At 68.2% G+C, this 25,795-nt stretch carries 21 protein-coding genes; 8 read left to right on the forward strand and 13 right to left on the reverse strand.

The features are described from left to right. Positions 1 to 93: 93 nt before the first annotated feature. The 6 genes from GQR91_RS14785 to GQR91_RS14810 all read right to left on the reverse strand — a co-directional run bounded on the left by GQR91_RS14785 (position 94) and on the right by GQR91_RS14810 (position 6,847). The gene (locus GQR91_RS14785; RefSeq protein ID WP_149683235.1) at positions 94 to 1,146 is read right to left on the reverse strand and encodes a BatA domain-containing protein; all 1,053 of its coding nucleotides are present in this window, start codon (positions 1,144 to 1,146) and stop codon (positions 94 to 96) included. Then, a complete protein-coding gene (locus GQR91_RS14790; protein ID WP_235904139.1) occupies positions 1,143 to 2,003 on the reverse strand; it encodes a DUF58 domain-containing protein in 861 nt (286 codons plus the stop codon). Before GQR91_RS14790 ends, GQR91_RS14785 begins: the two co-directional genes overlap by 4 nt. Continuing rightward, positions 1,987 to 2,973, reverse strand: a complete 987-nt coding sequence (locus tag GQR91_RS14795; RefSeq protein ID WP_149683237.1) for an AAA family ATPase — start codon at positions 2,971 to 2,973, stop codon at positions 1,987 to 1,989. Before GQR91_RS14795 ends, GQR91_RS14790 begins: the two co-directional genes overlap by 17 nt. Before the next feature lie 7 nt (positions 2,974 to 2,980). Next, positions 2,981 to 3,679: a DUF4159 domain-containing protein gene (locus tag GQR91_RS14800; RefSeq protein WP_149683238.1), complete on the reverse strand. Its 699-nt coding sequence runs from the start codon at positions 3,677 to 3,679 to the stop codon at positions 2,981 to 2,983. 172 nt (positions 3,680 to 3,851) lie between these two features. Next, a complete protein-coding gene (locus GQR91_RS14805) occupies positions 3,852 to 5,186 on the reverse strand; it encodes a TldD/PmbA family protein (protein ID WP_149683239.1) in 1,335 nt (444 codons plus the stop codon). A 26-nt stretch (positions 5,187 to 5,212) separates the two neighbouring features. Beyond that, the gene (locus tag GQR91_RS14810; protein ID WP_162527082.1) at positions 5,213 to 6,847 is read right to left on the reverse strand and encodes a TldD/PmbA family protein; all 1,635 of its coding nucleotides are present in this window, start codon (positions 6,845 to 6,847) and stop codon (positions 5,213 to 5,215) included. Between the two features lie 117 nt (positions 6,848 to 6,964). On the opposite strand from GQR91_RS14810, the gene GQR91_RS14815 reads away from it, so the two are divergent. Then, entirely contained in the window at positions 6,965 to 7,858 is an 894-nt protein-coding gene (locus GQR91_RS14815) for a DMT family transporter (protein WP_149683240.1), read from the forward strand. A gap of 1 nt (position 7,859) precedes the next feature. On the opposite strand, the gene GQR91_RS14820 is transcribed toward GQR91_RS14815, so the two are convergent. Next, positions 7,860 to 10,847 (reverse strand): TonB-dependent receptor, encoded by a 2,988-nt coding sequence (locus GQR91_RS14820; RefSeq protein WP_149683241.1) that lies wholly within the window; start codon positions 10,845 to 10,847, stop codon positions 7,860 to 7,862. A 230-nt stretch (positions 10,848 to 11,077) separates the two neighbouring features. On the opposite strand from GQR91_RS14820, the gene GQR91_RS14825 reads away from it, so the two are divergent. Together GQR91_RS14825 and GQR91_RS14830 are read left to right on the forward strand one after the other, a co-directional pair. Further along, positions 11,078 to 11,485 (forward strand): cupin domain-containing protein, encoded by a 408-nt coding sequence (locus tag GQR91_RS14825; RefSeq protein ID WP_149683242.1) that lies wholly within the window; start codon positions 11,078 to 11,080, stop codon positions 11,483 to 11,485. Between the two features lie 31 nt (positions 11,486 to 11,516). Continuing rightward, positions 11,517 to 11,720 (forward strand): hypothetical protein, encoded by a 204-nt coding sequence (locus GQR91_RS14830; RefSeq protein ID WP_149683243.1) that lies wholly within the window; start codon positions 11,517 to 11,519, stop codon positions 11,718 to 11,720. Positions 11,721 to 11,744: 24 nt separating this feature from the next. Here GQR91_RS14830 and GQR91_RS14835 read toward each other — a convergent pair whose 3' ends face one another. From GQR91_RS14835 to GQR91_RS14860, 6 genes are all read right to left on the reverse strand, one after another. Continuing rightward, positions 11,745 to 13,286 (reverse strand): carboxylesterase/lipase family protein, encoded by a 1,542-nt coding sequence (locus GQR91_RS14835; RefSeq protein WP_149683244.1) that lies wholly within the window; start codon positions 13,284 to 13,286, stop codon positions 11,745 to 11,747. Then, entirely contained in the window at positions 13,273 to 14,283 is a 1,011-nt protein-coding gene (locus GQR91_RS14840) for a sugar kinase (protein WP_149683245.1), read from the reverse strand. The genes GQR91_RS14835 and GQR91_RS14840 overlap by 14 nt, the downstream gene beginning before the upstream one ends. A 12-nt stretch (positions 14,284 to 14,295) precedes the next feature. Next, positions 14,296 to 15,051, reverse strand: coding sequence for a 2-dehydro-3-deoxy-D-gluconate 5-dehydrogenase KduD (kduD, locus tag GQR91_RS14845; RefSeq protein WP_149683246.1), 756 nt, complete (start codon positions 15,049 to 15,051; stop codon positions 14,296 to 14,298). A 5-nt stretch (positions 15,052 to 15,056) separates the two neighbouring features. Beyond that, the gene (gene kduI / locus GQR91_RS14850; protein ID WP_112382848.1) at positions 15,057 to 15,896 is read right to left on the reverse strand and encodes a 5-dehydro-4-deoxy-D-glucuronate isomerase; all 840 of its coding nucleotides are present in this window, start codon (positions 15,894 to 15,896) and stop codon (positions 15,057 to 15,059) included. A 65-nt stretch (positions 15,897 to 15,961) separates the two neighbouring features. Next, the gene (uxaC, locus tag GQR91_RS14855) at positions 15,962 to 17,380 is read right to left on the reverse strand and encodes a glucuronate isomerase (protein ID WP_149683311.1); all 1,419 of its coding nucleotides are present in this window, start codon (positions 17,378 to 17,380) and stop codon (positions 15,962 to 15,964) included. Positions 17,381 to 17,450: 70 nt separating this feature from the next. Next, positions 17,451 to 18,476: a LacI family DNA-binding transcriptional regulator gene (locus GQR91_RS14860; RefSeq protein WP_112382847.1), complete on the reverse strand. Its 1,026-nt coding sequence runs from the start codon at positions 18,474 to 18,476 to the stop codon at positions 17,451 to 17,453. On the opposite strand from GQR91_RS14860, the gene GQR91_RS14865 reads away from it, so the two are divergent. Genes GQR91_RS14865 through GQR91_RS14885 form a run of 5 tightly spaced genes read left to right on the forward strand, consistent with a single transcriptional unit; the run spans position 18,475 to position 25,763 of the window. After that, the gene (locus GQR91_RS14865) at positions 18,475 to 18,660 is read left to right on the forward strand and encodes a hypothetical protein (protein WP_149683247.1); all 186 of its coding nucleotides are present in this window, start codon (positions 18,475 to 18,477) and stop codon (positions 18,658 to 18,660) included. The genes GQR91_RS14860 and GQR91_RS14865 overlap by 2 nt on opposite strands. Positions 18,661 to 18,678: 18 nt before the next feature. Continuing rightward, a complete protein-coding gene (locus GQR91_RS14870) occupies positions 18,679 to 19,482 on the forward strand; it encodes a 2-keto-4-pentenoate hydratase (RefSeq protein WP_235904140.1) in 804 nt (267 codons plus the stop codon). Positions 19,483 to 19,522: 40 nt separating this feature from the next. Further along, the gene (locus GQR91_RS14875) at positions 19,523 to 20,806 is read left to right on the forward strand and encodes an MFS transporter (protein ID WP_149683248.1); all 1,284 of its coding nucleotides are present in this window, start codon (positions 19,523 to 19,525) and stop codon (positions 20,804 to 20,806) included. Between the two features lie 20 nt (positions 20,807 to 20,826). Beyond that, a complete protein-coding gene (locus tag GQR91_RS14880; RefSeq protein WP_149683249.1) occupies positions 20,827 to 24,591 on the forward strand; it encodes a LamG-like jellyroll fold domain-containing protein in 3,765 nt (1,254 codons plus the stop codon). Beyond that, positions 24,588 to 25,763, forward strand: coding sequence for a DUF885 family protein (locus GQR91_RS14885; protein ID WP_149683250.1), 1,176 nt, complete (start codon positions 24,588 to 24,590; stop codon positions 25,761 to 25,763). The genes GQR91_RS14880 and GQR91_RS14885 overlap by 4 nt, the downstream gene beginning before the upstream one ends. The last annotated feature ends 32 nt before the right edge of the window (positions 25,764 to 25,795 follow it).

Below are 25,795 nucleotides of genomic sequence, written 5' to 3' on the forward strand. Positions count from 1 at the left end.
TCAGCACTGCTGCCGGTAGGATAGCACGGGCCGCCACGATCTGGCGCGCGCGACGACGTGCCGGCCTCGCCAACCGCTCAATCATTGCTTCCGTCATGGCGATGGAGCCCGGCGCGACCGGGTCGCGAGTAGACGTTCGGTGAGCCAGATTAGGGCGGTCGTCCATAGGAGGTGGGGCGTCGGATCGCGCTGGGGGCGACCGGGCGTCGGGCCGCCGGTGCGAGGGATGAGGTCGGCGGCAGGCGCGCGGGAGGGTGCGGGCAAGGGTTGAAGCAGGGTACGCAGGTGCATGGGGAAATCGGGGTCGAGCACCATCGGCATGGCGACCGGATCGAGCGGGCGGGTCAGGCGCACCAGCCTGCCGCGTCCCAGATGCGCCTCCTGTGCGGGGATCGCGCCGTCGGCATCGGCCCATGTCGCCGCAACGGCGGTGCGCGGGCCGATCAGCGCGACTCCCCCCGCCGCCACATGGTCCCGTACCGCCGAGGACAGCGCACCGGGCGCCACGGCGGCGATGACCCGAGGCGCGTTCGCCCCGCCACCCCATGCAGCCGCAACGGCGTGCAGAACGTTCGTGCCCACCCCCGCCCCCTGAACGACCAGCCGCGGGGCAGCGGCGGGCGGAGGCGGCGGGGGTTCGACACCGGCAACGATCCGCCAGGTTACCGGCCGGGAGAGCGCCGGCAGCATGGCATCCATGCCGTCGATCACCGGTGGCACCAGCACGGTCAACGACGCCCCCTTGGGCAACTCGGCATCGAGCTGGCGCAACAGGCTCGCTACCGGTTGACGGGGCGGCGGGGCGGTATCGAGCGAGGGGAAACCGGGTGCCAGCCACACCCCCCGCGCGCCATCGACCCGCGCACCCGGCACGGCCGCGAGGACGGGGTGGGGAGCGTCGGCGTTCCACAGGACCGGGCGGGCGAGGAGCAGTGCGAGCAGCAGGATCAACAGGCAGCGCAGGAGCAGCAGCGGCCATTCGTCGAAGCGTGGGCGGTGACGGGGGCGCGGCGTCTTGTGGAGCCATCGAAGGGCGGGAAAGTCGAGGAGGCGATGCTCGGTCCGACGGGCAAGGTGAATGGCCAGCGGGATCAGGATCGCGGCAAGGCTGGCGAGCGCCGCCGGAGCGAGCAGCGCGGGCGTCATGCCCGTCGGCCGAACAGGACGTGGAGCGGCGTATCGACCGGCTGGTCGGTGAACAGCGTCGCGCAGGCCACCCCGGCAGCGGTGAAGCGTGCATGCAGTGCCGCCCGGGCTTCCCCGAACCGCATCAGAAACGCGTCGCGCAACGCAGGACCATCGCCCACAAGCTCCCTGCCCGTTTCCGGATCGCGAAACACATGGCCATCGACAAAGGGGAAGTCGCGCTCAGCCGGCGTCAGTATTTCGATCGCCAGCACCTCCCGCCCCGCATCCGACAATCGGGTGGCGAGCGCGGCGGCGGCATCGTCGAAGAAGTCGGACAGCATCACGATCAGGTCACGCGCACCAATCCGTTCCCATAACGGCGCCAGCATCGCTTCGTCGGGCAAGCCGCCCCCGGCTTCCAACGTGGCGAGCATCCGTTGCAACCGGTCCCGCGCCTGCGTTCCCGATGCCGGTGCCACCCTTTGCAGGCCGTCGCCCCGCAACGCCAACAGGCCGAAGCGGTCGCCATTCGCCAGCGCCAGTTCGGCCAGACATGCCGCCACCCCGCGCGCCGCGGGCAAGCGGTCCGCCATCGAGGCGCTGGCGTCGAGCATGATCCACAGCGCCACCGGGCTTTCCCGCTCCGCCTCGCGCACGAAGAACCGGTCGGAGCGTGCATAAAGCTTCCAGTCGATCTGCCGCGGCTCGTCGCCCCGCTCATAGGCGCGGTATTGCGCGAATTCGAGACCGGCGCCACGCGACCGGCTGGCATGCGCGCCGATCCCCCGATCGCCCACCGCGCGCCGGGTGGCGAGCCCGAGCGCCTTCAGACGGTAGCGAACGTCGGCGGGGATCAGGTCAGCCGACAGGGCCACCCACTCCCGCGACCAGGCCCGCGACGACCGCATCGGCGTCCATGCCCTCCGCCTCGGCCGCAAAGGACAGCAGCAACCGGTGACGCAGCACGGGCCCGGCCAGCGCCGCGATATCCTCCCGCGTCGCCGCCAGGCGGCCGTGGATCAGCGCCCGCGCCTTGGCCGCCAGCACCAGCGACTGGCCGGCGCGCGGGCCGGCGCCCCAGCGCACATAGCGTGTCACGACATCGGGCACGCCGTCTCCCGGCCGGCTGGCACGCACGATGCGCGTGATCCAGTCGAGCAGCCCGTCCGACAGATGCACCTGCCGCACTAGCGCCTGAAGCGACAGGACGGCCGCCCCCTCCATCACGCGCGGCACCGCGGGCAGGCCGCTGCCGGTGGTCTGCGCCAGGATCGCACGCTCCTCCGCCTCGCTCGGATAGCCGACGCGGATGTGGAGCAGGAACCGATCCAGTTGCGCCTCGGGCAGCGGATAGGTGCCCGCCTGTTCCAGCGGGTTCTGCGTCGCCAGCACGAAAAAGGGCTGCGGCAACGGGTGGGTGACGCCGCCATAGCTGACGGTGCGTTCCTGCATCGCCTCCAGCAGCGCTGCCTGCGTCTTGGGCGGCGTGCGATTAAGTTCGTCGGCCAGCAACAGGTTGGTGAAGACGGGGCCGGGCTGGAAGCGGAAATGCCGCTTGCCGGTGCCGTGATCCTCTTCCAGCAATTCGGTGCCGAGAATGTCGCTGGGCATCAGATCCGGCGTGAACTGCACGCGGCGGAAGTCGAGATGCAGCGCCTCGCCCAATGAGCGGACGAGCAGCGTCTTGCCGAGACCCGGCACCCCCTCCAACAGGCAGTGCCCGCCCGCGATCAGGCCGATGAGCAGCTGTTCGACCACCTCCGCCTGCCCGACGATCGCCTGCCCGATCGCGGCGCGTAAGGTAGTCAGCGTGGCGAGTTGCGCCTCGATCTCCCCTTCGGTCATGCCAGGCTCAATTGTTCAGCGCATACAGCACGATGTTGACACCGAACTTCGTATTGTCGTCCGCCAGGAAACGCTTGTTGCGCCAATCGTAGTCCCATTCGCACCCATAATCCTTGTTGCTGTAGAGGACGCCCAGCCGGCCATCGATGCTGATGCCGCGCAGATAGTCATGGACGAGGTCGTCGCCCCATCCGTTCAGCTCGAACCCGGTGGCGGGAGGCCCCGGAAACTTGAAGAAGCTGGAATAGAGCGCGTGGCTGTTCGGCAGCTTCTTCATCGCGGAGGCACCGAAGATCGCCGCCATCTGTCGTTCGAACGAGGTGGCGAACAGCCCGTCGATATCGTGATTGCAATCATCCACGAACACGAACCCGCCATTGCGGACATAACGCTCGAAATTGCGCCGTTCGGGGGGTGAGAAGTCGACCAGCTTGTGCCCCGCCATGTAGCAGAAAGGTGCAGTCAGCATTTTGGGATCGGCGAGTGCCACCACCCGCTCGCGCGGGTCGACGCGCAGGTTGGTATAGTCGACCAGCGCCGTCAGCAGGTTGCTCGGCATGCGCTGATCCACGTCCCAGTCGCCGGAATCGTAGCGCAGCCGGGTGAACCAGAAGTCATAGGCGCCGGCGCCTTGCGCCGCGCGGGGGAGCACGGCGGCGGTAGCTGCCGCTACAAAACGGCGGAGAAATTGTTGGCGGGTTAGCATCGCCTTCTCCCCTCCGGGGAGAAGGAGGGGACCCGCGGCGCAGCCGTGGGGAGGATGAGGGGCTGCCATGAACGGAGCACTGCTTGGCTACCCCTCACCCTTCCCACTGCCTTGCGGCAGCGGGCCCTTTCCCTCTCCCCATGGGGGAGAGGGACAAACTCTTCCTCCCCGATCACACTGCGTCGGACAGGGACGTGAACGTGAAGTCCCGCAGCTTCATCGGCGGGATCATCATCACCAGCGAGGATTCGTCGCCCGCCACGCGCACCGGCTTGCCCAGTTCGTCGATATTGTTGAGCATGATCACCGGGCTTTCGTTGAAGCGGAAATTCTTCACCGGATATTTGATCTGCCCGTTCTCGATATAGAAGGTGCCGTCGCGGGTCAGGCCGGTCAGCAGCACCGTCTGCGGATCGACCATGCGGATGTACCAGGTGCGGGTGACGAGGATGCCGCGCTCGGTGCCGCGGATCAGGTCGGCGGTCGACTTGGTCCCGCCCGACATGATGAGGTTGCCCGGCGATCCGACCGCGGTCTTGCCCATCTTCTGCGCCCAGAAGCGGCTGTAATCGAGCGAGGCGATCTTGCCGTCCTGCACGATCGCCTGACGCTGGCGGGGCAGGCCGTCGCCGTCCCACGGCATCACCGCCGCCTCCGGATGCCACGGATCGGCGATCATCGTCACGCGCGGGTCGTAGACCTGCTCGCCCAGCTTGTTGCCGCCACCCTTTTTCGACAGGAAGCTGCGCCCTTCATCGGCCTCGCGCGCGCCAAAGAAGTTCATCATGAAGCTGATGAGCCCTGCCGCCGCCGCCGGCTCCAGGATCACGGTATATTTGCCCGGCTCCAGCGCCCGCGCCTCGACCGAGGCGGCCGCCTTGCGCATGCCGGTGCGAACCTCCGTCGCCGCGGAAAAGGCGGACGAGTCCTGAAGGTTGCGGCCGACCCAGCCCGATCCCTGGCCGTTCTCGGTGCGCACCGTGCAGGTGTAGTCCAGGCCACTGGCGCGCTGGTAGCCGAAATTGCCCTTGGAATTGGCAAAGGCGGTGAAGCTCTGCCCATCCTGAAGGAAGCCGGCTGCGACCAGCTTCTCGCCCTTGCAGGCCGCGATCGAATCGCCGGCCACCTTGGCGCGGTAATCCGGGGTGATGTCCGCGGTCGCCGCGCTGAATGTCGGGCTGGCGCGATAGGCCTGCTTGTCGATGGCGGGGACGAATTCGGGGTTTTCGGGGGCGAGCCGCGCCAGTTCCTCGGCGCGCGCGACCACGCGGCCGAGCGAGGCGTCGTCGAAGGCGTTGATCGTGGCGGTGCCGACGCGCTTGCCGAACGCGACCGTCACGCCCAGATCGGCATCGTCGACGATGCCGCTGGTCGACACCGCATTGCGCGCAAAGCGGATATTGCCGTTGATCGAACCGGACAGCTGGGCGGTGCACTCGTCCGCCTTGGACAGCGACACGGCCTTGGTCAGGATCGCGCGCGCCTGATCTTCGGTGAAAATGGTCATGTGCGGATTTCCTTGGAAGACCGGTCTCAGCCGAGCGAGCGCGCGGTGTTGATGACGTTGATGCCGTTGAAGCGGGCGGTGGACGAGCCATGGCTGACCGTCGACACCTGGCTGGGCTGGCCCTTGCCGTCGAAGAACGAGCCGCCCAGGCGATAATCGCTCTGGTCGCATACCCCGACACAGGCGTTCCAGAATTCCGGCGTGCGGATCTGGTAGGCCACGTCCTCGATCTGCTGCGTGATCTTGCCGTTCTTGATCTCGTAGAACAGCTGTCCGCCGAACTGCGCATTGTAGCGTTGCTGGTCGATCGAGAAGCTGCCGTCGCCGACGATGTAGATGCCGTTGTCGACGCCGGCGATCATGTCGGCCACCGAATGCTTCTTCTTGCCCGCCTCCATGCTGACGTTCGGCATGCGCTGGAACTGCACGCTGGACCAGCTATCGGCGTAGCAGCAACCGTCCGACGCAGACTTGCCCAGCATCGCCGCCTGATCGCGGATCGCCTGCAGGTCGACCAGTTTGCCGTCGCGGATCAGGTCCCACTTCTTGGTCTTCACGCCCTCGTCGTCGTACCCGACCGCGCCCAGGCTGCCCGGTTGCAGCTTGTCGGCGACGATCGACACTTCGGGGCTGCCATATTGGAAACGCTCCTTGACCTTGTCGAGCGTGACGAAGCTGGTGCCGGCGTAATTCGCCTCATAGCCCAGCACCCGGTCGAGTTCGAGCGGATGGCCGACGGATTCGTGGATGGTCAGCCAGGTGTGCGAGGGGTCGAGTACCAGGTCGTATTTGCCCGGCTTTACCGACGGCGCGGTCAGCTTCGCCTTGGCCTGACGCGCGGCGGCGATCGCATCCTCCTTCATGTCGTAGGACATGCCGTAGTTCACGACGCCGTTGGGCGAGGTGAACTTGTCCGCCGCCTTGCCGTCGAGATATTCGAAGCCCAGCCCCATCGGCGCGGACAATCCCTCGCGCGTGCGGAACTTGCCGGTCGCCTTGTCGATCGCGGTCACCGTCATCGGCGCCCAGATGCGATGCACGTCCTGATCGATGTACGATCCGTCGGAGGAGGCGAAATATTTCTGCTCGTTGACGACGAACAGCATCGAGTTGACGAAGTTGGCACCCGCCCCCAGCGCCGCGGCATTGACGCCCAGCAGCAGGTCGACCTTGTCCTTGATCGGCACCGCCATCGCGTTCTTCACGATCGGCGTCTTCCACGACACCGCGCCCACGCCGGGCGTCGGGGCAAGGCGCACCGGTTCGGACTGGATTTTCGCATTGGCCTTGGCGATGGCCGCCGCCTGACGCGCGGCGCCTGCCACCGCGTCCTCGGTCAGCCCGTTGGTCGCGGCAAAGCCCCAGGCGCCGTCGGCGATCACGCGGATGCCGACGCCCAGCGATTCGGTGTTCACCACATTCTGGACGTTCGCCTCGCGCGTGATGACGAACTGGCGCAGATAGCGGCCGATGCGGACATCGGTATAGGTCGCGCCGGCACCGCGCGCGGCGTTCAGCGCGACATCGGCCAGCCGCTTCTTCACCTCGCCCGGAATGGCCGATTGCAGCTCTTCCGCCGCGATCGCACGGCCGAGATAGCCCGGCAGCAGACCGCTGCCCAGCGCCGCGGTGGTCGCGGCCAGGAAATCGCGTCGATGCACCCTCTTAATCCCCCGATCGTTGCGCCGTCTTACGGCTATAATACGGATGATTGCGCGGGCGGGGGCGTTCGTCAATTTGTCTTGCGTAAAAAAGGCATGGCGTTGCAGGGGCGGCCCATGCGCGCTGCCTTTATCGCCCTCACCCTCGCCGGCCTGTTCTGGGGCCTCGGTTTCCCACTCGGCAAGCTGGCCCTGCGCGAGGTGGCGCCCGCGCACATGGTGCTGCTGCGCTTTGCGGTCGCCAGCATCGCCTCGCTGCCCTTTGCGCTGGGCAGTGCGGAGGCGCGTGCGCTGTTCCGCTCGCCGGCGGTGGTCGCGGCGGGCGTGCTCTACGGCCTTGCCTTCATCGTCCAGTTCGAGGGGCTGGCCGGCGTCACCGTCACGCTGGCCGCGCTGCTGGTCGGCGCGATGCCCGCGCTGGTCGCGGTCGCCGCCTGGGCGATGGGCGAGCGGGTCAGCCGCGCGTCGTGGATGGGCGTCGCCGGCGCGACACTGGGCGCCGCGCTGATCGCGGGCAAGCCCGGCGGGGCCGGCACGCCGATCGGCATCGCGCTGTCGCTCGCCTCGCTGGTCGTGTTCCTCGGCTGGCTGATCCTGGCGAAGCGCGCTCCCGCCACCCGCTCGCCGCTGGCGGTACCGGCGGTGACGCTCGTCGTGGCGCTGCTCGCCATCCTGCCCGTCGCACTGGTGCTGCACGGTCCCCCGTCCCTCGCCATCGGGACGGTCGCGTGGTCGGGGATCATCGGCCAGGGGCTGCTCTCCACCTTCTTTGCGACCGCCGCGTGGCAATATGGCGCGGCGCGCGTCGACAGCGCGAGTGCGGGCGTCTTCATCAACATTGAACCGCTGTTCGGCGCGCTGGTCGGCATTACCCTGTTCGGCGACCCCGCGGGGCTGGCGCTGATCGCGGGCGGCGTGCTGATCGTCAGCGGCAGCATCGTCGTGGTGCTGGGGGAGCGGCCCGCGATCGACGCGCCCGCCACCCCGCCCCACGGGCTGTTCGTCGACTGACCTACATCTTGAAGCGCGCACCGAACAGGAAGGTGCGGCCGAAGTGATTATTCTCGTAATTCCGGTTGGCATCGAGATCGGTGTACCGGTCCCGATACTCGTCGGTCAGGTTCGTGCCCTCCAGCGATATCTCCAGATTGGGCGTCAGCTTGTAGCGCAGCGAGGCATCGACGTTGATCGTCGAGTTATACCCCTCGAAGATGTTGCCCGTACCCGAGCTGCCGTCGATATACGGCCCCCGGTAGCTGATCGAACCGCGCGCCGAGAAGCGGGCATCCTCGTAATAGAGCGTGCCGTTATACTGCCGCTTGGACAGGCCATAGAGCGTCTCGGTGCGCACCACGTTCACCAGCGCGCCGCCCGGCACCACGGCAGGGCCGCTTTGCGTATAGGTCGCATCGGAATCGATAAAGGTCGCGTTGGCGATCGCGCCGAAATTCTTCAAGAAGCCGGGCAGGAAGCGGAACGTCGCCTGCAACGCGATCTCCACCCCCTTCAGGCTGGCGCCGGTGCCGTTGGTGATCGAGTTGATCGTCCAGATCTGCCCCTCCGGCGCCGAGGCGGCGGGCGAGGAGGGCGGAATGATCGACAGCGGCAGGCCGGTGGAGGCATAGGTACCCGCCGTCGTCACCGACACGGGGAAGCTTTCCACATTCTTCTTGAACGCCGCGACCGAGAAGATCGACTGCGGCGCGAAATACCATTCCGCCGCCAGATCGAACGCGGTGGCACGGAACGGCAGCAGGTTGGGATTGCCGAAGCTGATCCGGTAGTTGAAGCCGTCGACCGACCCGCCCGGCGTCAGGTTGCCCAGTGCCGGACGCGTGATGACCTTGGCGACCGCGGCACGCAGGATGATCTCGCTGGTCGGGAAGAAGGCCAGGTTGGCGGCCGGCAGCCAGTCGTCATAGCTGCGCTCCACCGTCACCGCGACGCCGTTGTTCAACCCCGTGGAGCGCTGCGCGGTATGGGCGTAGCGCATGCCGGCATTGGCTGCATAGTCCAGCCCGAAGACATTGCCCTTCACGTCGAACTGGGCATAGCCGCCGGTCACTTCCTCCACGACGTTGCGGATGTTGCCGGGGTCGACCACCAGCGGACGATTATACAGCCCGGTCGCGGCGGCGGATGCGGCGATGTTGGGGATCAGGAACCCGGTCGTCGTACCCTGCGGCTGCCCCGCCCTGCCCAGCTTGAAGATCTCGCCCAGATTGCCCGCCGGCAGGCCGTACACCGCATTTGCGCCAAAGACGAAGGAGGGCGTGCACGTCACCGCGCCCAGCACCGCGTCGGGACGCGCGGTCGTGCTGGTCGGGCACAGCACCGCGTCGCGGGTGAACCCTTCGGTATCGAACTCGAACCGGCGATACATCGCGCCCGTCTTCACCTGGAAGCCGTCGGTCACGTCCCATTCGGTCCGAAGCTGGCCGGTGCGGAACTTGTTGACCGTGGTCGAGGGCCGGTCGCGGATCTCGGCCAGCTGGAAGTTGGCCGGATCGGTCACGCTGGTGCCGAAGGTCAGCCGCGGGCTGCGCGAGTTGGTATAGTCATAGCTGTACCCTTGCGCGTCGCGATCGTCGAACACGAAGGTCGTCTCGACCGGGATCGTCGCATCCGACTGCGATATGCCGCCCATCAGGGTGAAACGGAACCGGTCGCTGACATCCTGATCCCAGCTTCCGCCGACCTGATAGAATTCCGTCTTGGACCGGCGATAATAATGCTCGGTCCGCACCCAGGCATCGTTCAGCGTCGCGGAGATCAGATTGTTGTTGCCGTCATAGACGGGGTTCAGCAGGTCGATCGACCGCTCGTTGGAGCGGAGAAGAACCTCGCCCCATTTCTCCTCGCGATCCTCGGTGAAACGCGAATAGAGCGCGTCGATCGACACCTTGGTGGCGTCCGACGGCGACCATTGCACGCTGCCCGTCAGGCCCAGCCGCTCGCGTCCGTGAAACACCTCGCCATAGCGCGGGATGCGCGGGTGGAAGGCCAGCGCCGCCTGGTCGCATGCCGCGCTCGGGCGGTACACGCCACCGGCATTCGACGCCCGCGTGGCGCTGGTGGCGCTCGTGAAATAGCAGGGCGTGCCGTTCACCGAGTCGAAGCGGGCCTGCGCCCAGCGCACGGTGTTGTTGCCCAGTTCCAGATTGTCGGTCTTGGTATAGGCGCCCGATACCGACGCGCCGAAATTGCCGTCCGCCGACTTCCAGGACAACAGCCCGGCGACACGCGGCCGCAGGTTTTCCGAGAGGTCGTTATACGTCCCCTGCGCCGCCGCGACGAAGGTCACCCCGGTCTTGCCGCCCAGTGGATTGCCGGTGTTCAGATCGACCACCGCGCCCAGCGATCCTTCGTCCAGCGACGCCTCGGCGGTCTTGTGGACGACGATCGAGTTGAACAGCTCGGATGCGAAGACGTTGAAGTCGAACGCGCGGTCGCGGTTCGCGCTGGCACCGTCGGTTGAGGTCGCCACCGTTTCCAACCCGTTGACGCGCACGCGGGTGAATTGCGCGCCCAGACCGCGCACGGTGATCGCCCGCCCCTCGCCGGCGTCGCGCTGGATCGAAATGCCCGGAATGCGCTGCAGCGACTCGGCTAGGTTCTGGTCGGGGAATTTGGCGATATCCTCCGCCACGATCGCATCGACCGCGGATACCGAATCGCGCTTCACGTTCAGCGCGGCATCCAGCGACCGGCGAAAGCCGGTGACGATGATGTCCGCATCGCCGCCCGCGGCCGGATCGGCGCTTTGCGGCGTCACGATCGCGCTGGAATCGGCCGGTTCCTCGGTGGTGCCGGGCGGGACCACGCCCGTTTGCGCCGGGGCGGGATCGGTCTGCGCCGGCGTTCCCGGGGTCTGCGTCGACGGGATATTGGCGGCCTGCGCGCCGACGCTCGTCGGCATGGCGAGCGCCGCGGTCAGCGCCGCCAGCGATACGCCCAGGCCGATCCGATTGCGGCGCATGAGGTTGATACCCTTGGTCATGCTCATCCCCTCCCAAAGCGGACGATGCCGCTGACACCGGTTGCCACCGGTTTCCCATGATCTGGTCGGAGACGATGCGTTGCCAGCCCTTGGGCGGTCTCGCCTTCCTCTCCCGAACGCCCAGTGCTCTGGTGCGCCCGCCTGCCCCTTGCATAGAACAGGTAACCGGTGTCAGGATCATGAAAGCACGATAAACGCCTGTCAATACTCTCGTTGGAAAGGTGCCCCGGATGCCCGTCGCCACGCTGTTGCTGATGCTCCTGCCCGCCACGCAGACCCCTGCGCCCCGCCCCCTGATCGTCGTCGACGAACGCACCGTCCGCCGCGAGGAAAGCCCGCCGCACGGCGCGATCGGCACCAGCACCGCGTTTCGGATCAGCGACGGCGTGCCCGACCGCACCATGGAGTTCCGCAAGCGTATCCTGCACCCCGGCGCCGCGATCGGCGCGCATGTGATCGCGCATGACGAGGTCTATTACGTGCTGTCCGGCCGCGGCGAGGTGACATCGGGCGGTGCGCGCCGCGCCGTCGGCCCCGGCATGGCCGCCTATCTCTACACCGGCGAGCGGGTCGGCATCCGCCAGACCGGTCGCGAGCCGCTGGCCTTGATCATCGCCTATCCGGTGGTACGCCCGTGAACCGCGTCCTTTGAACCGACCGGGGGTGACATTGAAACGGACGATCTACACGCTGGCGTTCGTCGTGCTGGGCGTCATCCTCGGCAAGTTCTGCCAATATGGCGCCGTCGCGCTTCTTCAGCCGCGAATGGGCTTCACCACCGCTTCTGCTGTCGGCCTTGCGCCTTTCGTCATGGCGCTCATCGTCCTGAAGTCACGCTATCCCCGGTATTTCGCGTTTCGGTCCGGTCGCTGAAACCGCGCTGGTCGGGATGCCGTCTCACGTTCCCGGCTGCACATAGGGCACCCGCGCGAACAGCTCGCGCTCCCAGCGGCGCGGGTCGTTCTCCACCCGCGACGCGGCATCGAAGATCATCGTCGCGCGTGTCTCCAGCGTATAGCGCGGCCATGCGGCCTCGCCGCTTGCGGCAAAGCGGCAGAACGCATCCTGCATCGCCCTGGATGCGGCCCGCGCATCCTCCCCCGTTCCCGTCTGCGACCCCGGCGCATCCAGCGTCGCGAACACCAGCGGGATATCCATGGTGTGAAAGGCGCCACGCGCCGGATCGGTGCGCGAGGCGAAATCGACCTGATATACCCAGCCGGGCACCCCGGCCCGCGCCCGCGCCTCGGCTTCCTCTACCTGTCCGCGCCAGCTTCGTCCCGCCGTCGTCGCGGCATAGAACACGTCCAGCGGGCCATAGGCCGGGTAGCGCGCGCGAAACTGGGCGACGACCCATTCGGGCAGGATGTCCACCTTCAACTCCGGCGCCATCCGCTCGGCCAGATTGTCCCAGTTCAGCCCTCTGACCCTTGGCGAGTCGGGGCCGATAAAGGCGCGCGTCTCGTCATGCGTGTTGCCCAGCATCATCGGCACGCGCGCGCCCAGCGGGTTCGCGTCGGGCCAGAATGGATGGCGGGTCAGCCATGTCATGTCGAGCACCGGCCCCATATACAGGCCGCCGCCCAGCACCGGGTCGGTCGCCGCCAACCCCTCGACGATCCGCGCGGCCGGCATGGTCAGCAGCGGGGACAGGTCGCGCTCGCCCACCCCCAGCCGGGCGAGCAGCGCGCGCGCCCGCGCCGTCGCGTTCATCGGGCCGGACGCCGTCACCTGCTGCCCGCTCATCGTCGCGGCGCGGTGGAACAGGCCCTGCGCCGCTTCCATCCCCATCATCGTGGCGATCTTGGCGCCGCCGCCCGACTGGCCGAACACCATCACCCGCCCCGGATCGCCCCCGAACGCGGCGATGTTCGCGCGTACCCAGCGCAGCGCCAGGATCAGGTCCAGTTGCCCGGCATTGCCGCTGTCGGGAAAGCGCGGGTCGAGCCGCGCGAGATAGGCATAGCCGAACGCGTTCAGCCGGTGGTTCACCGTCACCACCACCGCATCGCCGCGCCCCGCGATGTGACGGCCGTCGTTCATCGGATCGGTGACGCTGCCGTTCGAATAGGCGCCGCCATGGATGTAGAGCATCACAGGCTTGCGTGCGCGGGCATCCGCCTCCGCCGTCCAGATGTTGAGGAACAGGCAGTCCTCGTCCTGCGGGCCATAAGGCCCCGTCTGGGGACAGACCGGGCCAAAGGCGTCGGCCGCCACCCGCCGGCCCGGCAATGCTACCGCGACGGGGGCGCGGAACCGCGCCGCCCGGCCGTAGCGGATGCCGCGAAACACCCGCAACCCGCCCTCGTGCGTGCCGATGAAATCACCCGCGGCGCACCGCACCGCACGCGCCTGGCGCGCCGCCGCGGTCCCGCCGAGCAGCAGCGCCGCGCCGCCACCCAGGGCCGCGCGGCGCGTCCAGCCGTCAGCGGCGGACATCCAGCCCGCCGGCAAGATAGGCGTCGAGATCGGGCTGGCGGAACAGACCCGCATCGCCCGGCAACGAATGCTTCAACACGGCCAGCGCCAATCCGGTCGCCGCCGCCTGCCCGATATCGCCACCGCGGCGCAGACCGTGCAGCACGCCCGCGGCAAAGGCGTCGCCGCCGCCGATGCGGTCGACGATGCCGGCCACCTCCACCTCCGCGGTCTGCGCATGGCCCTCCCGCGCATCGACGCGCGCCGACAGCCGGTGCAGGTCGACATGCTCGACATGACGCGCGGTGGACGCGATCGTCTGCAGATTGGGGAACGCCTCGAACGCGGCCTCGGCCGCGGCGCGGCGCCGATCCTCGCCCTCGCCGCCGAAATCGTCCCGCCCGAGCAGCAGCGCGATATCGCGGTGGTTGCCGAACATCAGGTCCGCCTGCTCCACGATCCGGCGCAGGATCGCGCGCGGGTCGCTGTCCCACCGCTCCCACAGCTTGCCGCGCCAGTTGCCGTCGAACGACACCGCGATGCCGCGCTCGCGCGCTGCCGCGGCCGCCGTGATCGCACTTTCCGCCGGCACGGGGCCCAGCGCCGGCGTGATACCCGACAGGTGCAGCCGGTCGACCCCCGCCAGCATCCTGTCCCAGTCCCAGGCGGAGACGGGCGCCTCGGCAAAGGCGGAATGGGCGCGGTCGTAGATCACCTCCGTCGCGCGCAGGCCGGCGCCTGCGGTGACGAAGTACAACCCCATCCGCTCGCCGCCCGTCTGCACCTGCGACACATCGACGCCGTGGCCGCGCAGCGTGGTAATCGCCGCGCGCCCCAGATCATTGTCCGGCACCCGCGTCGCCAGCCCGACATCATGCCCCAGCCGCGCCAGCTGCGTCGCAACATTGGCCTCCGCCCCCGCCACCCACACGTCCAGCCGCGGCGACTGCATCAACAGCTCGCGCCCGGGCGGGGACAGGCGCAGCATCACCTCGCCGAAAGCCAGGAACCGACCCATGTCCTTTACCCCTTATCTGGCCAGCCAGCCGCCATCGACCGCCAGGATATGGCCCTGCACATAATCGGACGCGCGGCTCGCCAGAAACACCGCCGCGCCGCCCAGATCGGCCGGGTCACCCCAGCGCGCCGCCGGAATACGGTCGAGGATCGCATTGTTGCGCGCCGTATCCGCCTGAAGTGCTGCGGTATTGTTGGTGGCGATATAGCCCGGCGCAATGGCATTCACCTGTACGCCGTGTTTGGCCCATTCATTCGCCAGCAGCTTGGTCAGCCCGCCGATGCCCGCCTTAGACGCGGTGTAGCTCGGCACGCGGATACCACCCTGGAAGGTCAGCATCGATGCGATGTTGATGATCTTGCCGCCACCTTGCGCGATCATGTGCCGCCCGGCCGCCTGGGCCAGGAAGAACACCGATTTCAGGTTGGTGTCGACCACTGCGTCCCAGTCTTCCTCGGTGAAGTCGACCGCGTCTGCGCGGCGGATGATGCCGGCATTGTTGACCAGGATATCCAGCCCGCCCAGCTTCTCCAGCGTCTCGTCCACCACCCGCTGCACGGGCTGGATGGTGGACAGGTCGGCGGACACGATCTCCGCGCGCCGGCCCAGCGCGCGTGCCTGTGCCACCGTATCCTCCGCCGGAGTGCGCCCGACACAGGCGATGTCGGCACCGGCCTCGGCCAGCGCCAGCGCGATCGCCTGGCCGATCCCGGTGTTGGCACCGGTGACGACCGCGACCTTGCCCGACAGATCGAAAGGATTGCCCATCGCGCTTACGCCAGCTGACAGATGTCGAGGACGTTCATGTCGGTATAATCCTGGTTCTCGCCCGCCATCGCCCAGATAAAGGCATAGGCCTTGGTGCCGGCACCCATGTGGATCGACCAGGGCGGGCTGATCACCGCTTCCTCGTTCGCCATGACGATGTGGCGCATCGCCTCGCCCTCGCCCATGAAGTGCATTACCCGGTCGTTCGGGCCGTCCAGTTCGAAGTAGAAATAGATCTCGCTGCGGCGCTCATGAACGTGCGGGGGCATGGTGTTCCACACGCTGCCCGGCTTCAGCACGGTCAGGCCCATCACCAGCTGCGCGCTGTCGCACACGCCGGGGATGACGAGCTGGAAGATGGTCCGCTCGTTCGATTCCTCCAGGCTGCCACGATCCAGCGCGTTGGCGTCGGCGATGCCCAGCTTGCGCGTCTGGAACGCCTTGTGCGCCGGGCAGGACGCCAGATAGAAGCGGGCACCGTCGCCGGCGAACTGCACGTCGGTTGCACCCATCGTCACGTACAGGCAATCCTTGCCCGCCAGCGTGAAGACCTCGCCGTCTACCGTCACCGTGCCCTCGACCGCGCCGACATTGACGATCGCGAGTTCGCGCCGCTCCAGGAAGGGATGACCCGCCGCCGATGCCGGCTCGGTCTGGTCGGGCAGCTTCACCGATCCGGTCTCGACCGCGACGCCGCCGATCACGAACCGGTCGGCATGGGTGTAGTTCAGCACGCATTCGCCGGCCCGGAACAGCCCCTGGATCAGGTAGCGGTCGCGCAGTTCGTCATTGGATACGCATTCCATCATGTCAGGGTGCGTGGCGTAATAGGTGCGGTCGAACATCAAACAGGCTCCGTCATCAGATTGCAGGGAATGTTGCACATGGTGAGAACGCTTCCCACATATGTTTATGCAATGCGATAGGCGCGGCGTACCAATCCACTGGTCAGCTCGACCGCCAGATCGGCCGCCTCCCAATCCTCCAGCCGGTGTTCGGCGACGAGGCGCGCCAGAAACGCGCAGTCCACGCGCCGTGCGACGTCATGTCGCGCCGGGATGGACAGGAATGCGCGGGTATCGTCGTTGAACCCGACCGTGTTGTAGAATCCGGCCGTCTCCGTCGTCATCTCGCGGAACCGGCGCATCCCCTCCGGACTGTCGTGGAACCACCAGGCCGGACCCAGCTTCAGGCAGGGATAATGGCCCGCCAGCGGCGCCAGCTCGCGTGCATAGCTGCTCTCGTCGAGCGTGAAGAGGATGATCGTCAGGTCGCGCTCGGTACCCACCACGTCCAGCATCGGCTTCAGCGCGGACACGTAATCGGTGCGCATCGGGATGTCGGCGCCCTTGTCGCGACCATGGCTGGCGAACAGGCCGGCATTGTGGTTGCGGAAGGAGCCGGGATGGATCTGCATCACCATGCCGTCCTCCACGCTCATCCTGGCCATCTCGGTCAGCATCTGCGCGCGGAACAGCTCGGCATCCGCCGCCGACCAGGTGCCGCCGACGATCCGGGCGAACAGCGACTCGCATTCGGCGGTCGACAGATTGGCGGTCTGGGCGGTGGGATGGCCGTGATCGGTCGCGGTCGCACCCATGGCGCGAAACGCCGCGCGCCGCTTGGCATGCGCCGCCAGATAGCCGCGCCATTCATGGACATCCTCACCGGTAAGCTCGGCAAAGCGCTCCATCGCTCCGGCGAACTGCTCATGCTCGACATCGATCACCCCGTCCGGGCGATAGGTGGTGACGATGCGCCCCTGCCAGTCCGAGGCGCGGATCGAGGCATGGTGCGCCAGATCGTCCTGCGCGCCCTCCGTCGTCGCCAGAAAATCGATGCGGAACCGCTCGAACAGGGCGCGCGGGCGGAACGCCTCGGTGGCAAGCGCCTCGCCGATCAAGTCATAGTATAAATCCGCCGTCGCCGCCTCCAGTGCCACGTCGATCCCGAACACCTCGGCAAAGACGTGGTCCAGCCACAGGCGCGACGGCGTGCCGCGGAACAGAGGGTAATGCTCGGCGAACAGCCGCCATGCCGCGCGCGGATCGGTATCCGGCACCACGCCGCCGCGCCGCGCTATCCCCAGCCGGTCGAGGTCCAGCCCCTGGCTGTAGAGCATGCGGAACAGATAATGGTCGGGCGCGAGCAACAGGCTCGTCGCATCCGTCCACGGCGCATCGCTGGAGAACCAGGAGGGATCGACATGCCCGTGCGGGCTGACGATCGGCAGATCGGCGACCTGTGCATATAGTGTCCGCGCGATGGCGCGGGTCGTCGGGTCTGCCGGAAACAGCCGGTCGGGGTGCAGGGTCAACGGCCGGGTCATCATCTTCCTCTCCGCCGCTTCCCCGCGGCTGTGTGACAATTGGTAACCGGTGTCAGACACCATGGCAAGGTCAGGCCGGCGCGGTCGATACCGATCCGCGCCGGATCAGGGTGGACAGGAACAGCGACGGCTCCTCCACCGGCTCCCCTTCCTCATATCCCGCGATCAGCTTCAGCGCGGCCGATCGCGCCATGGACGCGATCGGCCAGCGCACCGTGGTCAGGGGCGGCCAGACATGCGCCGCGATCGGCGTATCGTCGAACCCGATGATCGACAGGTCGCGCGGTATCTCCAGCCCGCGCTGCCGCGCCGCATGGATCACGCCCGCCGCCATCTCGTCGTTGGACGAAAAGATCGCGGTCGGCCGCGGCACCAGATCGAGCAGCCGGTCCGCCGCCACCAGCCCGGACTCGAACGTGTAGTTGCCGTCCGCGATCAGCGAGCGGGGCAGCGCGATCCCCGCCGCCGCCAAGGCCTCCTCGAAGCCCCGGCGACGCTCCACCCCTGAGCGAAAGCCATGGGGACCGCAAATCAGGCCGATGCGCCGGTGCCCCTGCGCGATCAGATAGTCGGTCGCGGCGCGCACCGCCTCGCGGTCGTTGGACGCCACCATCTGCTCCGGCGCATCCAGCGACGCCGAACCCATCCGCACATAGCGACAGCCGATATCCCGGCACAGCTCGGCCACCGTGTCGTTCTCGCTGACCGGGGGCAGCAGCAGCACGCCGAACAGGCGCTGCCGCTCAAGAAAGTGGCGCAGATCGTCCAGCATCCTCGGCGATCCACGGTCCAGCGGCCGGACCACCATCTCGAACTCGGTGCCGTACAGGCCTTCCAGCATGCCCTGCTGGACGTTCATCACCGTTTGCGCATTGGGGTTGTCGTGGACCAGCCCGATCAGGAAGTTGCGGCGCAAGGCCAGCGCGCGTGCCTGAGGATTGGGGATATAGCCCAGTTGCTCGATCACCGCCTCCACCCGCCGGCGGGTGTCGTCACCCAGCAAGGGCGAGCGATTGATGACCCGGCTGACCGTCTTCTTGGACACGCCGGCCTCGCGCGCCACGTCGTTGATCGTCGGCTGACCGGTCTTCTGCATGGCGGTGCTCTACCTTCCCCTCGGCCCCGCGGCCAGTGCCGGTCTTCCGGCCCGGCGACCCGCAGCGGCACAGGCAAGCCCGATCCTGACACCGGTTTTCGGTAAAGGCCAGCCCCGCGCCATGATCGGCGCCACCCTGTTGACACCGGTTTCCTACCGCGTCACGATGGCGGTCGAACAGTAACAAGGGAGGGGACGGCCCGTGCAGCCGGATATCGACACCAGCGCGATCAGCAACCGTGCGCGCATCGCCGACAGCTTCGTCGCCGCCCGCCACGCCGGGCACGCACTGCCCGACTATCCCGGCGAGCGCCCGACCGTGCTGGGCGATGCCTATGCGGTGCAGGACGCCGCGCTTGAACGGCATGGCGGCACGGTGGCCGGCTGGAAGGTGGGTCGCATCAACCCGCCGATCGGCACGGCCGACCGCCTCGCCGGCCCGATCTTCGCGGATCAGGTGGTTGCAAGCGCCCCCCCGCCCGCCATGCCCGTCTATGCCGGCGGCTTCGCCGCGGCGGAGGCCGAGTTCCTGATGCGGATCGGCACCGCGCCCGATCCGGCGCAGCGCCATTTCACCCGCGACGACGCGCGTGCGCTGGTCGATGCGGTCCATGTCGGCATCGAGATCGCCAGCTCGCCCTACCCGCACATCAACGCCGATGGCGCGCTGGTCACCATTTCCGACTTCGGCAACAACAACGGCCTCGTCATCGGCGCCGAGGTGCCGGACTGGCGCGACACGGACCTGTTGTGCTGGCCGGTCGAGCTGTGGATCAACGATGCGCGCATCGGCGCGGCCATCGCGGCCGACATGCTGGACGGCCCGTTCGGCGCCGTCGCCTTTCTGGCCGGGCATCTCGCCGCCCGCGGCAAACCGCTAGTTGTAGGACAATGGGTCTCGACAGGTGCGGTGACCGGTGTGCATCCTGTTGCGGTCGGCGACCGGGTGGAGGCACGCTTCGACGGCAGCTACCGTCTGGCATGCACCATCAAGGCGCAAGGCTGACGCGGACCAATCGCGGGACGGACAAGGGGAGAGGAAGGGCATGGCCATCGACGTGACGCCGGAGGTCGCCGCCGCGGCCGGCCGGGTGGGCCGATATCGCTGGGGCATCTGCGCATTGCTGTTCGCGGCCACCGCGATCAACTATGTCGACCGTCAGATGATCGGCGTGCTGAAGCCAACCATCTCCGCCGAACTCGGCTGGTCGGAGACGACCTATGCCGATGTGATCTTCTGGTTCCAGGCCGCCTATGCGATCGGGTATCTCAGCTTCGGGCGGATCGTCGATCTCGTCGGCGCGCGCATCGGCTACACCATCGCCTTCATCATCTGGACGCTGGGCCACACGCTGTGCGGCTTCGTCGGCAACGCCTTCCAGTTCTCGGTCGCGCGCTTCATCCTGGGGGTGGGCGAAAGCGGCAACTTCCCGGCCGGGATCAAGGCGGTGTCGGAATGGTTTCCGGCGCGCGAGCGGGCCTTTGCCACCGGCGTGTTCAACGCGGGCGCCAATGTCGGCGCGATCATCACGCCGCTGGTCGTGCCGATCATCACCGTGGCCTATGGATGGCGGATGGCGTTCATCGTCACCGGCGTGGTCAGCCTGCTCTGGCTGGTCGCATGGCTGGCCCTGTATCGCCGCCCGCGCGAGCATCTCCGGCTGGGCGCGGCGGAACTCGCCCTGATCGAATCCGACCCCGCCGACCCGGTCACCCCGATCTCCTGGGGCCGCCTGCTCCGTTATCGCGAGACCTGGGCCTTTGCGCTCGGCAAGTTCCTGATCGACCCCATCTGGTGGCTGTTCCTGTTCTGGACGCCGGACTTCCTCGCCAAGACCTATAATCTCGACCTGCTCAGCTTCGGCCCGCCGCTGGTCGCCATCTACCTGATCTCCGACCTGGGCAGCGTCGCCGGCGGCTGGTCGTCCTCGCGCCTGATGAAGCGCGGGCTGTCAGCGAACGCCGCGCGAAAGCTTACCATGCTCGCCTGCGCCTTCCTGGTCATGCCGATCGTCTTTGCCCAATATACCAGCAACCTGTGGGTCGCGGTCGGCATCGTCGGGCTGGCAACCGCCGCGCATCAGGCATTTTCCGCCAATCTCTACACCCTGCCCTCCGACATGTTTCCGCGTGCCGCGGTCGGCTCGGTGGTCGGCATCGGCGGCACGCTGGGCGCGATCGGCGGCATGATGATGGCCAAGTTCACCGGCTATATTCTGGAGACGACGGGCAGCTATGCGCCGATCTTCGCGGTGGCGGGATCGACCTATCTGATCGCGATCATCGTCATTCACCTGCTCAGCCCCCGCCTCGCGCGCGTGCAGGCCTGATCGGGCGGGGAGGCTATCCGTTGACGCGCACCACCTGTTCCCTTCTCGCCCTGGGCGCGGCCCTGGCCTCCCCTGCCGCCGCCCAGACGCTCACCTTCCGCCTTTCCGCCGACCAGAGCCTGACGGCGGAGCAGGCGGCCGGCGATCCCGTTCCCAATTTCCGCAGCGGGGTCAGCGTCGTCGGCGACGGCGCGATCGGCGGCGCCGCGCGCTGGCAGGATGACGGCTATGTCGCCTGGCGCGCGCCCGGCAACATCAACGCGGCGCGCGGCACGCTGTCCTTCTTCTGGCGCGCGCGCGAGCCGCTGGGCGAGGCGCCGTTCGTGATCTTCCGCACCGGCTATGCCGATCACAGCAGCTGGGACATGGCGTTCCTGCGCATCGACTGGAACGGCCACGGCTTCGACGCCTTCGTCACCGATGCCAATCTGTCGCGCATCCGCGTGTCCTGGACCATCCCCCGGCGCCCCGATGCCGCCGCATGGCAGCATCTCGCCTTCACCTGGGACGAAACCCGGGGCATCCGCCTGTATGTGGAGGGTCGCGAGGTCGCGCGTGCCGAAACCCCCGCCGATCTCGATGCCGGGCTGGACCAGTTCGGCTTTGCCGGCCGCGTCATCGCCCCGCATCAGGTGCAGAGCCGCTACAATTTCATGCGCGGCTCGGACTTTGACGAACTGCGCATCTATGACGCCGCGCTGGATGCTGCCGGCATCGCCGCGCTCGCCGCCAAGGGCGATCCCGCGCCGCCCCCGGCCCCCACGACGGGCGACCGAACGGCATGGCTCCACCGCTATGGCTGGGACACCGCCAGGCCGCCGCTGCTCACCGATCCCGTCACCCGCGTCCGCAAGGTCGAGTTCGCCGACGCCCGCGACCTGAAGCAATGGATGTGGAAGGGCGTCGACGGCATCGCCGAGACGACATGGCCCGGCGTCTACAACCGCTCCGCCCTGCCCGGCCGCCACGATTATTTCGAGCTGCCCGACTGGAACACCTATGTGGAGGGTGGCCGCACCTACGACCTCGCCATCCCGCCGAACGAGCGGATCAACCGTATCGAACTGCGCGGCGCCGCCTATGGTACGCTGGCCTTTTCCGCCGACGGGCAACGCTATACCCCGCTCGCCGATCGGCCCCGCGGCGTGTTGCGCAGCGTCACCGCCATCGCCCCGCGCCAGGGTGGCCGGCTGCGCTTCACCAACCGCATGGCCGAACAGCCGATCCAGGAACTCTGGGCCTATGACGTCACGCCCGGCACCGTGCCCGCCGGCAGCTTCCAGCTCAGCTACACCGTCAACGCCGCCGCCGCCCCGACGCTTGCCGCCCTTGGCGACCTGAACGCCTGGATCGCGGGCCGCTTCGCGCCTGAGGAACGCACAACCGTCGTCGCGCTTCCCAGCACCGGCATCAAGGCCGCGGTCGGCGCCGGCAGCGGCGCCCCCACCGCCCGCGCCGCGGCATCGGCCGCCGCGGCCCCGATCGTCCACATCCTCATCCCCTCCAGCTTCGGCGACGCCCCCGCCGATCAGCCCCTTGCCCGCGCATGGGATTATGGCTGGCACAATCTGCACGACGGGCTGGACGGCATCGCGATCGACCTGCCCGCCCTCAAGGGCGACGCCCCCGTCCCCCTCAACATCAAGGTCCATGATCCGCTCTGGCCCGGTCGCGAACTGATCGACCTGTCCGTCTCCGTCCCGCCGGGCGAGGCCCGCACGCTGTGGCTTGACCTGCGCGACCGCATCCTGCCCGCGCAAAGCCTGGCCCTGACCCTTGCCGCCGCCGATCCCGCGTTCGGCCCGGCCAGCATCGACGGCGCCCGCATCCGCCTGGTTTTCAAGCCACGCGACCAGGCGCTGCCCGAACACGTCGCCGACCGCTTCAACCAGGTGAAGGACAATTGGGCGTTTCTGGTCGAGGAGCATACCGCCTCGCAGCGCGCCGGCCTTTATCGCCGTCTTTATGCCGACATCAGCGATCTGTTGCGTGTCGCCCCCGACCATGCCGGCGCCCGCGCCTATTGGGCGGACATCAATTACCGGCCGGAGAACCTGCCGCCCGTCACGCTGCCCCCGGTGGCGGCCGACACCCCCGCCTGGGCCTTTCGCCAGTTGCAGGACCTGTCGCTGTCGCACCGCTTCGTGGAATGGTGGATCGCCGAGCGCCAGGTGCCCTATGGGGATTTCGGCGGCGGCCTGTCCGACGATACCGACCTTGTGCAGCAATGGCCGGCGCTGGCGCTGATGGGCGTCGCGCCCGACCGGATCAATGCCTCGCTGCGCGCGCTGTCCGATGCGGTCTATCGCAACGGCATGATCGTGAACGGGCTGGGTGCGATCACCACCGACGAACTGCACGCCTATGAGGAAGGGCTGAACTCCAACGCTGCGCGCCTGTATCTCAACTGGGGCGAGCCGATCGCGGTCGAACGTTTGATGGAAAACACCCGCGGCTTGAGCGGTGTCATCCTGCCCAATGCGGCTGGCCATCACCACTTCGCCTCCAACTGGTATGGCGGCAACCGCATCTACCGCGAAGGGCCGTGGGAGTGGCAGAAGCCGTACAGCTTCACCGTCCTTCACGGGCCGATGCTGGTCGGCCTGTTCAACGGCAACGCCGCCGCCCGCGGCCTCGTCACCGGGGTGATCAACGGCTGGCTGGCGCATGGTCGCCAAGGGGCCGATGGCCTCTGGTCCTATCCCAACGAGATCAACTGGCGCACCGATGCCACCCGGACGGGCGATGGCGGCGGCGCCACCGTGCCGTTGCAGGGCGCCTGGGCGGCATGGCGCTTCACCGGCGACGCGCGCTACCTGCGCCCGGTCGAGGCACGGCTGGCCAAGGCGGGCGCGTCCGCGCTCGCCGAGTTCAATGAGGCGCCCGCCCTGATCCCCGGCGGCGCCGAATTGCTGGCAAAGGCCGGCACCGGCACGGGCAGCAGCGATATCGGCCGCTATGCCCGCTGGCAGATGTCGGGCGACACCACCCCGCTTGCCACCCTCCATGCCGAGGCGGCGACCGAAAAGATGCAGCGCATGGACATGCTGACCGTGGGTCACTGGTGGAGCGACCGGGTCGACATGCCCACCGACCTTCTGCAACGCGAACGTCTCGGCGGCGTCGCGCTGAAACGGAACCAGAGCTGGCCCGGCAACACCGTCAGCTGGCGCTTCGCCGAGGACGGCGCGGCAGAGCGCGTCGCCATCCTGATGCCGGGTGCCACCCGTACCCGGTTCCGCGTGATCGCCTACAACACCACCGATCGGCCGCAGGTCGCGACGATGACCGGCTGGTCGATCGATGCCGGCCGCTGGACCGTGCAGCGCGCCACCAGTCCGGACGATGCACGCACGCTGGTCCCCGACGGCCCCGCCGCCACCGTGCCGCTCGAACGCAGCCTGGGGACGCAGGTCGTCTTCGCGCCCCGCACCACCACCGTCTACGATTTCGCGCTCGCCGAACCCGGCACGCCGGTGGAGGATCGCGCCGATCTCGGCATCGGCACCGACGATGTGGTCGCAAACGGCCGCGGCATCGCGCTCACCGTGCACAGCCTGGGCGCGCGCCCCGTACCGGGTGGCGAGGCCCGCCTGCTCGCCGCGGACGGCCGCGTGCTCGCCACCGCCGTGATCCCGGCCATGGCGGCTCCCACGGACCTGCGCCCGCGCACCACAAGGCTGCGACTGCCCCGCCGCCCCGGCGCCGCGACGGTCGAGGTTGCGCTTGCTGGCGACGCAGCCGAGGTGACCCGGCTCAACAACCGCGTGCCGCTGCCGCAATGACGTGCTGGAGCCGCCGCACGGTGCTGGGCGGTGCCATCGCGCTGGCGGCGTCCCCCATCCGCGCGCAGGCCAGCCGCGGGCAAGGCATCCGCGTCGCGCTCGATCGGGCCGCCACCCTGCCCCCGGCGGACGCACTGGCGCTGCTCGCCCCCTTCGAAGCGACCACGCCGCGCGACCGTCTCGATCTCGACACCGCGCGCGCTGGTCTTGCCGCAGAGATCAGGCTGGCCGCCACCCCGTCCTATCTCTGGCAACTCCGCCGCATCATCGGCGACACGGTCACGCCCGCCACCGCCCGCGACCGCCTGACCCACGAACATACCCGCCTGCTCGCCCGCGCCGACCACCTGTTCGACACTTTGGGCGACAGGAGCGGCTCCGTCGGCGAGCGGTATCACAGGCTCTGGACGGACGAACGCTTCCTCTACCCCGACAGCGAAGCCGGCCGAAACAGGGCGATTGCGGACATGCGTGCGACGCTGGATCGCTGCCGCGCCCATCTCGCCCCCATCATCGGCCCCGTTCCGCCATGGTGCCTGAACGTCCACCCCGCCCGCATGACCGCCGCCGAGGAGGCGGGCGGCAAGGGCGGCTACCGGACGCTCCCCCGCCCCGGCCTTCCCGGCGCCTATGTCGTCGACCTGCGCGCCATCCGCCGCCGCCCCGCCTGGTCGCTCCCCTCGGTCGTCGCCCACGAACTCCTGCCCGGCCACATGATCCAGCTCCCCCTGGAGGTCGCCGCCGACCCCCACCCCTTGCGCCTGCGCTACGCCCCCGGCTTCGCCGAAGGCTGGGCCACCTATGCGGAAGGACTTGCCTGGAACGGCGGCTGGCTGGGGGCGGACCCTCGCGTCGAACTCGGCCATGTGCACTGGCTGCTCTTCCGCACGGCGCGGGCATTGGCGGACCTCGCCCTTCACGACCGCCATGTCGCGCCCGACGTCATGGCCGCGCGCATGGCCGAATGGCTGGGCGAACCCGTCGCCTTTATAGGCCTCGACGCGGACCTTGCTCGTATCGCTCGCGAACCCGCGACCCGCGTCGCCGAGGCGCTGGCCTGGCTCGCGCTTGCCGATGCCGCGCCGCCCACGGGCCTGCCGACCTTTCATCACCGGATGCTGATCGACGGCCGCCGCCGTTCCGATCGCATCGCTGTCACATCACCGTCATGAAACCGGCATCTGCCGTTTACTAACGTGCGCTA

It is taken from the genome of Sphingomonas carotinifaciens (assembly GCF_009789535.1).
In the GTDB taxonomy this organism is placed as follows: Bacteria; Pseudomonadota; Alphaproteobacteria; order Sphingomonadales; family Sphingomonadaceae; genus Sphingomonas; species Sphingomonas carotinifaciens.